The sequence below is a fragment of the Neisseria sp. HMSC31F04 genome, from assembly GCF_001807735.1.
In the GTDB taxonomy this organism is placed as follows: domain Bacteria; phylum Pseudomonadota; class Gammaproteobacteria; order Burkholderiales; family Neisseriaceae; genus Neisseria; species Neisseria elongata.
Map to the genome: position 1 here is coordinate 1 of NZ_KV790822.1, position 13,528 is coordinate 13,528.

Sequence of the window (13,528 nt, forward strand, 5' to 3'; positions counted from 1 at the left end):
ACGTGCGGTTTGCTACGTTCAAATTTTTCCTTAGCCATGAGCTAATTCCTTTACATTAAAGATCGATTAAAGAACAGAGGCCGTCTGAAAAATCATTTCAGCCTTTCAGACGACCTATTTTGCCTGATTAGCCTTTACGGGCTTCAGTTACAGCAGCAGCTACGTGGGCAGGAGCTTCAGAATATTTCTTGAACTCCATAGAGTAAGTAGCGCGGCCTTGGGTTGCAGAACGCAGGTCGGTAGAATAACCGAACATTTCTGCCAGAGGTACTTCGGCACGGACTTTTTTACCGCCGATACCGTCATCATCCATACCCAATACAACGCCACGACGACGGTTCAAGTCGCCCATTACGTCACCCATGTATTCTTCAGGGGTTTCCACTTCAACTGCCATGATTGGCTCAAGCAGAGCAGGATTGGCTTTACGCATACCTTCTTTGAAGGCTTGAGAAGCAGCCAATTCGAACGCCAGTTGAGAGGAGTCAACGTCGTGTGAAGAACCGAAGATCAAACGTACGCGTACGTCAACTACTGGGTAACCTGCAACGATACCGTTAGGCAGGGTATCGCGGATACCTTTATCTACAGACGGAATGAATTCGCGAGGAATCACACCACCTTTAATTTCATCGATAAATTCGTAGCCTTCGCCACCTGGTTCCATAGGTTCCATTTTGATCACAACGTGACCGTATTGACCTTTACCACCAGATTGTTTGGCGTGTTTGTATTCAGCTTCGACTTCTTTGCGGATAGTTTCGCGGTAAGCCACTTGAGGCGCACCGATATTTGCTTCCACGCCGAATTCGCGTTTCATGCGGTCAACAATAATTTCCAAGTGCAGCTCACCCATACCGGAAATAATGGTTTGACCGGATTCTTCGTCTGTACGGACACGGAAAGAAGGGTCTTCTTTAGCCAGACGGTTCAGGGCGATACCCATTTTCTCTTGGTCGGCTTTGGTTTTCGGCTCAACGGCAATATGGATTACCGGCTCAGGGAATTCCATGCGTTCCAAGATAATCGGTGCATTTTCTGCGCACAAGGTTTCACCGGTAGTAACGTCTTTCAGACCGATAGCAGCTGCGATATCGCCAGCGCGTACTTCTTCAATTTCAGTACGGTCTGCAGCAGTCATTTGCACTAAACGACCGATACGTTCACGAGTGCCTTTTACAGAGTTCAATACGGTATCACCGGATTTCACCACACCGGAGTAAACACGGATGAAAGTCAGCTGACCAACGTATTTGTCGTTCAACATTTTGAACGCCAATGCAGAGAATTTCTCTTCATCGCTGGCTTGACGGCTGTCGGCTTCTTCAGTGTTAGGATTAACACCTTGAACTGGAGGAATATCGGTAGGAGCTGGCAGCAATTCTACAACTGCGTCCAACATACGTTGAACACCTTTGTTTTTAAATGCAGAACCACACAACATAGGTTGGATTTCGCCTGCCAGAGTACGTTGGCGCAAACCGCCTACGATTTCTTCCTCAGTCAGCTCGTCGCCACCCAAGTATTTATCCATCAATTCTTCGCTGGCTTCTGCTGCAGCTTCAATCATGTTTTGACGCCACTCTTCAGCAGTTTCAACCAACTCGGCAGGAATGTCGCCATAGGTAAAGGTTGTACCTTTGTCAGCTTCGTTCCAGATGATGGATTTCATTTTCAGCAGATCAACAACGCCGCTGAAGCTGTCTTCGGCGCCAACCGGAATTACGATAGGTACAGGGTTTGCGCGCAAACGGGTTTTCATTTGCTCGACAACGCGGAAGAAGTTGGCACCTTGACGGTCCATTTTATTTACAAACGCCAAGCGTGGTACTTGGTATTTGTTAGCTTGACGCCATACGGTTTCAGATTGCGGCTGAACACCACCCACCGCGCAGTAAACCATTACCGCACCGTCCAATACACGCATAGAACGCTCTACCTCTACGGTAAAGTCAACGTGCCCCGGGGTATCGATGATGTTGAAGCGGTGTTCTGGGAATTGTTTTGCCATACCGGACCAGTAGGAAGTTACGGCAGCAGAGGTAATGGTAATACCACGCTCTTGCTCTTGTTCCATGTAGTCGGTAGTAGCCGCACCGTCATGTACCTCGCCCAATTTATGGGTCAAACCGGTATAGAACAAAATACGTTCTGTAGTAGTGGTTTTACCCGCGTCGATATGAGCGGAAATACCGATGTTGCGGTACAGGCTGATCGGGGTCTTACGAGCCATTTTATTAGCCTTTCAAAATTAGAAACGGAAGTGAGAGAATGCTTTGTTGGCTTCAGCCATGCGGTGTACTTCTTCACGTTTTTTCAACGCACCGCCGCGACCTTCGGACGCATCAATCAACTCGCCTGCCAAACGCAGGTCCATGGATTTCTCACCACGTTTGCGGGCCGCATCGCGAACCCAGCGCATTGCAAGAGCCAGACGGCGTGAAGGACGAACCTCAACAGGAACTTGGTAGTTTGCACCACCTACACGGCGGCTTTTCACTTCCACGATAGGCTTGGCATTTGCAATGGCTTCGTTGAATACTTCGATTGCTGCTTTGCCGGTTTTTTTCTCAATTTGCTCCAATGCACCGTAAACGATACGCTCGGCAACAGATTTTTTACCGTCAATCATCAATACGTTCATGAATTTAGTCAGCTCGACGCTGCCGAATTTAGGATCAGGCAATACATCGCGCTTGGGGACTTCTCTACGTCTTGGCATTTTAATTTCCTTTAATCTATTCAGTCGGGTCAATTCCCATGAATACCCAACAGAGTATTCACTTACTCGGCCGTTGTTCAGCTTAGGCGGCCGACGTGCCTATTTAAGTCCCTGTAATTATTTAGGACGCTTAGCACCGTATTTAGAACGGGCTTGTTTACGATCTTTAACACCTGCAGTATCCAAGGAACCGCGTACAGTGTGGTAACGCACACCCGGCAAGTCTTTTACACGACCGCCGCGAATCAGTACGACACTGTGCTCTTGCAGGTTGTGGCCTTCACCACCGATGTATGAAATCACCTCAAAACCGTTGGTCAGGCGAACTTTACATACTTTACGCAATGCAGAGTTAGGTTTTTTAGGGGTAGTTGTGTATACACGGGTGCACACACCGCGTTTTTGCGGGCAAGCTTCCAGTGCAGGCACTTTATTTACGTACACAGGCTTTTGACGGCCTTTGCGTACCAATTGGTTGATAGTTGGCATATTTTCTCGTCCTGTTGAGTTAAATACTTGCCGACACCATGTCGACAAGAGTGGAATTATATTATCCTGGGCAATCTTCAGTCAAGAAATCAACACTTAAACCGCATCTTTGGGTAGGATATTGACTAAATTTGATAACACAAAGGCCGTCTGAATTTCAGACGGCCTTACAATAACTTTTTAATCAATAAAAAATCTTAAGATACTTCGTCAATACTTCCTCTTTGACGGCGCAATACTGCAGGAATTTCCAAATCATCCAACACCCTCTGATCGGAAAAGTCGGGAGCCGCCAAATTCATATTTCTAACATCTCGACCAGACGTAATTACACCAGCGATATTAGAAAAATCACCCTCTTCCGACATTTTCGCACTTACTGCGCCATACCCATCTCCAGACACATGACCACGGACACGACCTGATTGAATTTCTCTACCACTATACGATGTCGTTGCAGATGCGGCATAGTGATTATTCTCCTTCAACCCTGTTGCAATAATGGTTATGCGGATCGCATCCTCAGGCATATTTTCATCTTCTGCCGTACCATATTTCCGCTCAGAGTCAGGATGCGCATAATCATCTATAACGCGCATAATCTCGCGATACTCAGACATCTTCAAGCAACCCGGAGCAGTAGTAATATTAACCAAAACGCCGCGTGCACCGTCCAAACTTACATTATCAAGCAGCGGACTGGAAATAGCTTCTTCCGTAGCCAAACGTGCACGATCCACCCCTTGCGATAAGCCTGAACCCATCATAGCCATACCGGTAATACTCATAACGTTTTTAACGTCGGCAAAATCCAAGTTGATAAAGCCAGGGCGAGTTACCACTTCAGAAATACCTGCCACAGCAGCATGCAATACATTATCAGCCGCGCGAAACGCCTCACGTACCGTAACATCCTCACCCAAAGCCGTCATAAGTCTATCATTGGGAATCACAATTAAAGAATCCACCTGACTCTTCAAATGTTCAATTCCTTGCTGAGCGATATGGATGCGCTTACCCTCATGCTCAAACGGACGTGTAACGACTGCCACAGTCAGAATACCCATCTCTTTGGCAATTTCAGCAACAACCGGAGCAGCACCTGTGCCGGTACCGCCACCCATACCTGTTGTAATAAACAACATATTGGCACCGCGAACCGCTTCGGTAATAGCTTCTCTCTCCTCCAAGGCAGCTTCTCGCCCGACTTCCGGATTAGCTCCCGCTCCCAACCCTTTGGTCAGATTGGTACCCAACTGTATGCGCTTGGGCGCATCACTCTTTCCCAAAGCCTGCGCATCAGTATTCGCACTGATAAACTCCACACCTTGGATAGTGTTTTTAATCATATTGTTGATGGCGTTACATCCACCACCGCCAATACCGATTACCTTAATTACTGCAGGGCTTGCAGCTGAATCTACTACGTCGTAAACCAAATCCATTAAAACTACTCCTTCGTGCCCTGCATGGGACAATACAACTTTGACAAAATACAGCGAATGATAAGCGGATTATATAAGAAGCTACCGAATCTTAGCAAAAACCTTCAATAACTTTTACTCATATTCCTATAGGCACTTAAAAACTATTCACCAACCAGTCTTTCAGTTTCCCCCAAAACCCGTCTTTATGTTCATGATATACAGCTCCCGTTTCAGCAATTTGATTGCCTTCAGTATCACCACGGGCAGCATATAGCAGACCTATTACTGTGGCATTTCGAGGATTGCGAACCCTTTCCGATACGCCGGGCATTTCCGGCGGAACGCCGATTCTGGCAGGCAGGCCGAAAATATCTTCGGCCAAATCAACGATACCGTTCAACATAGACGCACCGCCCGTCAATACGATTCCTGATGTCAGCATATCTTCGAAGAAACCGCTTCTGTGTAATTCATTACGGGTTAATTCCAAAATTTCTTCCACGCGCGGACCGATTACGCTGGCCAGCACTTTGCGTGAAATTTGTCTCGGTTGACGCTCCCCTACGCTTGGCACTTCAACCATCTCGCCCATATCTTCATCCGGCAGATCTGGATGAGCCGCACCGTGATGGATTTTAATATATTCGGCTGCTGCATAAGGCGTACGCAAAGCCTGAGCCAAATCACTGGTAATCAAATCGCCGGCAACGGGTATCACTGCGGTATGACGGATGGCACCATTGGTATAAACCGCGATATCGGTCGTACCTCCACCGATGTCAATAACACAGACGCCCAAATCCTTTTCATCATCGGTTAATACAGCCTGCCCGCTGGCCAAAGGCTGCAACATAATTTGATCCATCTGCAAACCGCAGCGGGTAATACATTTTTGAATATTCTGCAATGCGGTAACCGCGCCGGTAATAATGTGGACACGGGTATCCAACCGCACACCGCTCATCCCGATCGGTTCGCGCACACCGGGCTGGTTATCGATAATATATTCCTGAACCACAGTGTGCAGAATGCTGTGATCCGGTGGAATATTGACTGCTTTCGCCGTTTCGATGGCGCGGTCGATATCCGCCTGACTGACTTCGCCGTCTTTGATTTTAACCACGCCCTGGGAATTAAGGCTTCGGATATGGTTGCCCGCAATTCCCGTAGTCACACTGCCAACCTTGCAATCAGCCATCAATTCGGCCTCGCTGACCGCATGTTTGATGGCCTGTGCGGTTGCATCGATATTCGTTACCATACCCGCCTTCAAACCGCGTGAAGGTGCCTGCCCGATACCGACGATATGGATTTGATTGTCTTCCTGCACTTCGCCGATTAGGGCGATCACTTTGGAGGTGCCGATATCCAAGGCACTGATGTAGTGTTTACCTTTAACCATAATCTTCCAGTCTTTTTAAATTTTTCAATTGTTTTCAGACGGCCTCTCCAAGCCGCCCTGATTATCTGTTTGTTGTTCTTTCAAGCGGACGGCAAAACCGTCCTTATAGCGCATATCGACATAATGAAGACCATCTGCCTGAGGTTTAAGCAATGTCGGCCAAACGCGGACAAAACGCTTCAGCCGTTCGACAACCTTATCGCGCCCCAATTTTACCGTGATGCCGTTGGATAACACGATTTCCCATGCCGAACGGGGCGTGTAGGCCAAAGTGACGACGGACAGCTTTTCTTTTGCCAGCTCACGTTTGAACATGGCAAAACGCTCCACCATAACCTTTCCCGCACCATCCTGCCCTTTGAATTGCGGCAAAACCACTTCCTCATCCAGCCGGCCCGCAAAAACATTGCCCTCGCTGTCTACCAAACCGCCATCCTCCCAATACGCGACAGGTACGCGCTCACTCAATCGGATTTCCACCGTATCAGGCAGACGGCGGCGGACTTCGGCTTTGGCTATCCACGGCATTGCGGCAAACGCAGCCTGAGCACCGTTCAAATCGGCTTTAAAGACATTACCCCGTATATAGCGCGCGGCAATGTTCTGCAATTCTTCCCCATCGGTATATAGCAAATCTCCGTTGATATTAACCTGCTTGACGGGGAAATATGACGAATGATACAGCCATACGCCTGCCGAACCAAGCAGCATGACGAACACCACCACATAAAGCCACCTGCTGGCACGGCGCATGGCTTGGGCATTATTCCACATAAGCCGTTTTCAGAATCTCGACGCACAACTGTGCGAAATCCAAACCTTGCTGCGCTGCAGCTTTGGGCACCAGGCTGTGGGAGGTCATGCCCGGCAGCGTATTGGCTTCCAATAAATACAAACGGCCCGACTCGTCTTTCAGAAAATCAATCCGCCCCCAACCCCTGCCGCCGATGGCATGGAATGCGCGGACGGTCAAATCGCGCATCAGGCGTTCGTCTTCCTCGCTCAAATCAGACGGGCAGAGATAAACCGTATCATCGCGGTCGTACTTGGCCTCTTTGTCGTAAAACTCCGTGGCAGGAATAATCCGCACGCCGGGCAGGGCGCGACCGTTCAATATGCCGCAGGTGTATTCGCCGCCGCCGATAAAGGCTTCGGCAATAATCTCACCGCGAAACTGCTTCAGTTCGTGATACACCTCTTTCAGACGGCCTGCTTCTTTTACTTTCACCACGCCGACACTGCTACCCTCATTTGCAGGCTTGACGAACATCGGCAATCCGAGCTGCCGTTCTACTGCGTCAAAATCGCTGTCGTCGCGCAACACGGCATAATCCGGCACGGGCAAACCCAAACCTTTCCACAGCAGCTTGCTGCGGTATTTGTCCATACCGATGGAAGAAGCCAGCACGCCGCAACCGGTGTAGCGGATACCGAGTGCCTCCAACGCACCCTGCACCGTGCCGTCTTCGCCGAACACGCCATGCAGAATATTAAACGCACAATCAAAACCCTGTGTTTTCAATTCACCCAACGGCGTTTCTTTCGGGTCGAACGCATGGGCATCCACACCTTTGCTGCGCAATGCCTCCAATACTGCCTGCCCGCTGGCGAGGGAAACCTCGCGCTCGCTGGAAAAACCGCCCATCAATACGGCTACTTTACCAAAATCCTGCATAACTTCCTTCTTCATCCTGCAAAGGCCGTCTGAAAAAACCAACCGGTTTCAGACGGCATCTTGATTGACACATTTTTTCAGACGGCCTCAGCCTGCATCCGGCCGGCCGTCGTTTCCCACATTTTATTTACCGTTCTGCCGGGACAATTCCACCAAAGCGGCAGGCACTTTATTGATGCTGCCCGCACCCATATTCAGCAGCACGTCGCCGTCGCGCAAGACATCCAGCAACATGGCGGGCAATTCGTTCACGTCGGCGCAATAAAGCGGATCAACCTTCCCGTAGGCGCGGACGTTACGCGCCAACGCACGGCTGTCCTGCGGCAGCGGGTCTTCCCCTGCCGCATAAACATCGGTCAGCACCAACACATCAACCGTGTTCAACACCTTGCTGAAATCATCAAACAAATCCCGCGTGCGGGTATAGCGGTGCGGCTGGAAAGCCAGCACCAGGCGTTTGTCCGGATATGCACCCCGCGCAGCCGACAAAGTAGCCGCCATTTCCACCGGATGATGGCCGTAGTCGTCCACCACCAAAGCCTTGCCGCCCTGAGGCAGCTCGATTTTGCCATAGCTTTGGAAACGGCGGCCGACACCGGCAAATCCTTCCAAACCGCGGCGGACGGCTTCTTCATCAACACCGCACTCCAAGGCCACGCCGATGGCGGCCAGTGCATTCAACACATTGTGGCGGCCGGGCAGATTGAGGACAACGTCGAACGTACGCGGCTCATGGCCTTTCAACCGCGCATGGACGGTAAACTTCATCTGCGCGCCGATGCTTTCCACATCCGTGGCGTAAATGTCGGCACTGTCGTCCAACCCGTAAGTCGCATGGGGTTTGCTGATTCTCGGCAGGATGGCGCGGACATGCTCGCTGTCGATACACAAAAATGCTTTACCGTAGAATGGCATACGGTGAATAAAATCCACGAAGGCCTGATGAAGTTTTTCGACGCTGTGGCCGTAAGTGTCCATATGGTCTTCGTCGATATTGGTTACTACCGACATCAAAGGCGTGAGGTATAGGAACGATGCGTCGGATTCGTCGGCCTCGGCAACGATGTAGCTGCCTTTGCCCAAACGGGCATTGGTGCCCGCTGCAGTAAGTTTGCCGCCGATCACGAAAGTGGGGTCCAGCCCCGCGGCGGCCAAAATGGAGGCGGTCAGGCTGGTGGTGGTGGTTTTGCCGTGCGTGCCCGCAATGGCGATGCCGTCTTTGAAACGCATCATTTCCGCCAGCATCAGCGCGCGGGGAATGACGGGAATCTGCTGAGCCACCGCCGCCGTTACTTCGGGATTGTCTTTTTTCACTGCAGTGGAAGTAACCACCACGTCCGCACCCTGAACGTGTTCGGCCGTATGGCCGGGGTAAACCTGTACGCCCAGCGAGGCCAAATGACGGGTTACCGCGCTTTGCGCCTGATCCGAACCCGAAACGGTATAGCCTTGATTGTGCAGAACTTCGGCAATGCCGCACATGCCCGAACCGCCGATGCCGACAAAATGGATGTGTTTGACTCTGTTTTTCATGATGGTGTTCCAAATAATTTTTGACGGCGAATCGGATTGGAAGCCGGTTCAAAGGAAGTAGTGCCGCAGCGGCTTAACGTCGATTCACCCTATTTTTCAGACGGCCTGAAAATGTTTGCGCGCAGGCGTTTCCACCCAAGCCTGCACGCGCGGCAAAAGGAAGGGATTGTAAGGTTTTTACCCGCCTGATGTCATGTTGTTTAAAGTAAAAACAGGTTTGCAGACCGATGTGCGGGATATTTTCAGACGGCCTAGCATCAGGGTCTGAGGCCGTCTGAAAACCGGAAGGACGCATTTCGTTTTTTCAGACGGCCTTTGCCGCCGACATGGCCGCTTCGGCCACCCGTCCGGCACTGCCGGGCATGGCCAGCGTCCGTGCGTTTTCCGCCCATTCGAGGCATTTTTCGCGATTCAGCCCGCCAATGATTTCCGCCAGCTTTTCCGCAGTCAGCTGGGCTTGCGGCAGCAGCAGGCCTGCTTCGGCCTGCACCATAAAGCGCGCATTGGCGGTTTGGTGGTCGTCCACGGCATAAGGGTACGGCACCAGCAGCGCGCCCACACCTGCAGCCGTCAGTTCGGCAATCGTCAGCGCGCCTGCGCGGCAGACCACCAAATCGGCATCGCGGTAGGCCGAAACCATATCGTCGATAAATTCGCAGCACTCCGCCCCTACGCCGTGTTCGCGGTAGGCCGTCTGAAGCGCGTCCAATTTGCCGCGCCCGGATTGGTGGCGCACATCCGGGCGTATTTCAGCCGGCAATGCGGCCAATGCCGCCGGCACGGTTTCATTCAATACCTGCGCCCCCAAGCTGCCGCCGACAACCAAAATTTTCAGACGGCCTTCACGTCCGGCAAAGCGTTCAGCGGGCGCAGGCAGATTGGCAATATCGGCGCGGACGGGATTGCCGACCAATCCGTCTTCCGCTTCGAAAGCCTGCGGGAAGGCATACAGCACACGGCGGGCGATTTTCGCCAACATCCGGTTCGACAGCCCGGCCACGGCGTTTTGTTCATGAATCACAACCGGCACGCCGCACAATTTCGCCGCCACGCCGCCGGGGAAGGTAACAAAACCGCCGAAGCCGATGACGCAGGCGACCCGGTGTTTCCTGATAATCCGCTGTGCTTCGCGGATGGTTTTGAAAAGTGTAAACGGCAGCGTCAGTTTGCGCTTGATGCCGTTGCCGCGCACGCCTTTAATCGCCAGTTTCTCCAGCAAGATGTCGTGCTGCGGCACAATCCGCTCTTCCATCGAACCTTCGCTGCCCAGCCAAATCACATGCTGCCCCGCCGCCTTTAAGGCTTCGGCCACCGCCAAAGCGGGGAAAATATGGCCGCCTGTGCCTCCGGCCATCAGCATAAAGGTTTTACCGCCCATTCTTTATCCTTCCACTTTATAACCGCGCATTTTACGGCGGTTTTCATAATCCACGCGCAGCAACAAGGCCATGCTGACCAGCATCACCACCGCTGCCGAACCACCATAGGAAACCAAAGGCAGCGTCAGCCCCTTGGTCGGCAGCAGGCCGATGTTCACGCCGATATGGAAAAAACTCTGCACGCCCAGCCACAATGCGATGCCATAAGCGACGAACGAACTGAAAAACAACTCCAAATCGCGCGCCTGTTTGCCGATAGAAAACGCCCGCCACACCAGCCAGCCGTAGCAAAAGACGAGCATGCACATACCGAAAAAACCCCATTCCTCGCTGATAACGGCGAAGATAAAGTCAGTGTGCGCTTCCGATTCGGTCAGATAAAACCGCTTGTCGATGCTGGCCCCCAACCCCGTACCGAACCACTGGCCGCGCGCGGACGCCATCAGGGAATGGGTTAATTGGTATCCTGCGCCGTGGGGGTCTTGAAATGGCTCGAGAAAGGAAACCACACGCGCCATACGGTAGGGCTCAATCAATACAGCCCCAATGATTACAGCAGTACCCGTAATAACCGCCACCGCAAACCATTTTTTCGGCAAATCAGCCAAAAACAACAAACCCAAACCAATCAGCGAAGCCACCACCATCGCACCCAAATCCGGCTCGACCAGAATTAAAGCCAGTCCGACTCCGATGGCACCCCCTGGAAAAACCATTTTTTTCAGATTTTTCAATACTTCCGCGCGTCGATTAAAAAACGCGGCCAAATAAAGGATGATCGCCAGCTTGTAGGTTTCGCTCGGCTGATAACTGAACAAACCCAAGTCTATCCACCGTTTTGCCCCGTTAATCTCCCGACCGACAATCAAAACCAGCAACAGCATGAAAATATTGGCCGACAGCAGCCACAGCGACGCTTTGCGCCAAACCGACATTTTGACGCAGAAGGCCAATACGGCGAACACAAGTCCCCCGGTAACAAACTGCGCCTGTTTTTCCACTACCTGCCACTGATTGCCGCCGTTGTATCCCGCCCAGGCGACGGATGCCGAATACACCATCAAAAGGCCGAACGACACCAACAGCACCATCATCCACAACAGGGATTGGTCAAACTTATGGCCGTTTTTCAATACTTTGCGGTCAAGTAATTTGGATTCGCTAATCATCGTTGTCCTAATATTTTTTCAGACGGCCTCATAAAGCCTTAAACGCCTCGATAAACACTTCCGAACGGTGCGCATAGCCTTTAAACATATCGAAGCTCGCGCAGGCGGGGCTGAGCAGCACGATATCGCCCGCTTCGGCTTGGGCATATGCCGTCTGAACCGCTTCTTCCAAAGTGGCGCAGTCGGTCAGGTTCAAGCCGCAGCCGTCCAAATCATGGCGGATTTGCGGCGCATCGACACCGATCAGGAACACGCCTTTTGCCTTGCCGGCAAGCGCGTCACGCAGGGGCGTGAAGTCCTGCCCTTTGCCCATGCCGCCCAAAATCACGAAGAGCGGATTTTGCAAACCGGCAATCGCGGCGGCGGTCGCACCGACGTTCGTGCCTTTACTGTCGTCGATGAACACCACGCCGTTTTTCTCGCCGATTTTTTCCACGCGGTGCGGCAGGCCTTGGAAGGTTTTGACGTGTTCGAGCAATGCTTCGCGCGGCAAACCGACGGCTTCGCACAAGGCGATGGCAGCCATGACGTTGGCGGCGTTGTGCAAACCTTGCAGCGGGATGTCTTGCGTGGCAATCAAATCTTCATTGCCTTGTTTCAGACGGCCTGTCTCGCGTTCCAACCAAAAATCGGCTTCGTGTTCCAACGAAAACCATTTCACCTCGCGCCCGGCGCGTTTCATGGCGCGGCAGAACACGTCGTCTGAATTTAAAACCTGCACGCCATCGCCACGGAAAATCTTGGCTTTGGTATGCGCGTAGTCGAGCAGGTCGTCGTAGCGGTCGAGATGGTCTTCGGAAATGTTCAGCACCGTCGCCGCAGTCGGGCGCAGGCTTTCGGTGTTTTCCAGCTGGAAACTGGAAAGCTCCAACACCCACACGTCCGCCTTTTTGCCTTCGCGCTGCAATTCCGCCTCCAAAACCGGCGTGCCGATATTGCCCGCGATAACGGTATCCAAACCGCACTTGATACAGAGATAGCCGACCAGGCTCGTTACCGTCGTTTTGCCGTTGCTACCGGTAATCGCAATCACCTTGTCGCCGCGACGGTTCACAATGTCCGCCAGCAATTCAATGTCGCCCAACACGCGCCCGCCGTTTTGCTTGAAGGCCTCAATATCCGGCTGACGCTCGCTGATGCCGGGACTGAGCGCCAAAATATCGAAACCGTTGTCCAGCGCATCTTTCAGACGACCCGTGTAAAACACCAGCCCGTCAAACATCTTACCGATTTGCGACACGCGCTCGGCTTTCAGCTCCGCATCATAAGCGGCAACCTCCGCGCCGTTTTTGCGCAGGTAGGCAATCATGGAAATACCCGTACCGCCGAGTCCGGCAACGAGGATTTTTTTGTTTTGGAAAATCATTTTGGTTGTGTCCTAAAACAAATCATATTGTGCAGGGAGATGTCCGCTCCTGCTCAAGCCGCTTTCAGACGGCATCGCGAGCTGTTCAATAACCCGCCTTCAGGCGTTGGTAATTGTCGCAGCCGTTTTGGTCTCCGTTTTGACAAGCCTTGCCGTACCATTCTTGTGCAAGAGCGAGGTCTTGGCGCACACCTAATCCATTTTCATACGCCCCTCCCAACAAGTTTTGGGCTGGGGCAAATCCCTGTTCTGCCGCCTGCCGATACCATCTGACCGCTTCGGCATCGTCTTGGCGCACGCCGCGTCCGATAACATACATCACGCCCAAATTGCTTTGGGCTTGGGCTAACCCCTGATCCGCCGCCT

The 13,528-nt window shown here is 52.0% G+C and carries 12 protein-coding genes; all 12 read right to left on the bottom strand.

Going from position 1 to position 13,528, the window contains the following annotated elements; all coding sequences use genetic code 11:
- Positions 1–127 precede the first annotated feature (127 nt).
- Positions 128–2,233, bottom strand: coding sequence for an elongation factor G (fusA, locus tag HMPREF3107_RS08160; RefSeq protein WP_070454857.1), 2,106 nt, complete (start codon positions 2,231–2,233; stop codon positions 128–130).
- An 18-nt stretch (positions 2,234–2,251) separates the two neighbouring features.
- Complete coding sequence (rpsG, locus tag HMPREF3107_RS08165; RefSeq protein ID WP_003745196.1) at positions 2,252–2,722, bottom strand: 30S ribosomal protein S7; 471 nt, start codon at positions 2,720–2,722, stop codon at positions 2,252–2,254.
- A gap of 117 nt (positions 2,723–2,839) precedes the next feature.
- The gene (gene rpsL / locus HMPREF3107_RS08170; protein ID WP_002218431.1) at positions 2,840–3,211 is read right to left on the bottom strand and encodes a 30S ribosomal protein S12; all 372 of its coding nucleotides are present in this window, start codon (positions 3,209–3,211) and stop codon (positions 2,840–2,842) included.
- A 197-nt stretch (positions 3,212–3,408) separates the two neighbouring features.
- Positions 3,409–4,656 (bottom strand): cell division protein FtsZ, encoded by a 1,248-nt coding sequence (ftsZ, locus tag HMPREF3107_RS08175; protein ID WP_070454858.1) that lies wholly within the window; start codon positions 4,654–4,656, stop codon positions 3,409–3,411.
- Between the two features lie 136 nt (positions 4,657–4,792).
- Complete coding sequence (gene ftsA, locus HMPREF3107_RS08180) at positions 4,793–6,040, bottom strand: cell division protein FtsA (protein ID WP_049249336.1); 1,248 nt, start codon at positions 6,038–6,040, stop codon at positions 4,793–4,795.
- A gap of 24 nt (positions 6,041–6,064) precedes the next feature.
- The gene (locus tag HMPREF3107_RS08185; RefSeq protein ID WP_070454859.1) at positions 6,065–6,814 is read right to left on the bottom strand and encodes a cell division protein FtsQ/DivIB; all 750 of its coding nucleotides are present in this window, start codon (positions 6,812–6,814) and stop codon (positions 6,065–6,067) included.
- Positions 6,804–7,715, bottom strand: a complete 912-nt coding sequence (locus tag HMPREF3107_RS08190) for a D-alanine--D-alanine ligase (RefSeq protein WP_070454948.1) — start codon at positions 7,713–7,715, stop codon at positions 6,804–6,806. The genes HMPREF3107_RS08185 and HMPREF3107_RS08190 overlap by 11 nt, the downstream gene beginning before the upstream one ends.
- A gap of 123 nt (positions 7,716–7,838) precedes the next feature.
- Positions 7,839–9,251 (bottom strand): UDP-N-acetylmuramate--L-alanine ligase, encoded by a 1,413-nt coding sequence (gene murC, locus HMPREF3107_RS08195; RefSeq protein WP_070454860.1) that lies wholly within the window; start codon positions 9,249–9,251, stop codon positions 7,839–7,841.
- A gap of 301 nt (positions 9,252–9,552) precedes the next feature.
- Positions 9,553–10,626, bottom strand: a complete 1,074-nt coding sequence (gene murG / locus HMPREF3107_RS08200; protein WP_070454861.1) for an undecaprenyldiphospho-muramoylpentapeptide beta-N-acetylglucosaminyltransferase — start codon at positions 10,624–10,626, stop codon at positions 9,553–9,555.
- A gap of 3 nt (positions 10,627–10,629) precedes the next feature.
- A complete protein-coding gene (gene ftsW / locus HMPREF3107_RS08205) occupies positions 10,630–11,796 on the bottom strand; it encodes a putative lipid II flippase FtsW (RefSeq protein WP_070454862.1) in 1,167 nt (388 codons plus the stop codon).
- A 28-nt stretch (positions 11,797–11,824) separates the two neighbouring features.
- Positions 11,825–13,162, bottom strand: a complete 1,338-nt coding sequence (gene murD, locus HMPREF3107_RS08210; RefSeq protein WP_070454863.1) for a UDP-N-acetylmuramoyl-L-alanine--D-glutamate ligase — start codon at positions 13,160–13,162, stop codon at positions 11,825–11,827.
- A gap of 85 nt (positions 13,163–13,247) precedes the next feature.
- The coding region (locus HMPREF3107_RS12610) for a tetratricopeptide repeat protein (protein ID WP_246828616.1) at positions 13,248–13,528 on the bottom strand (281 nt) is incomplete at its 5' end.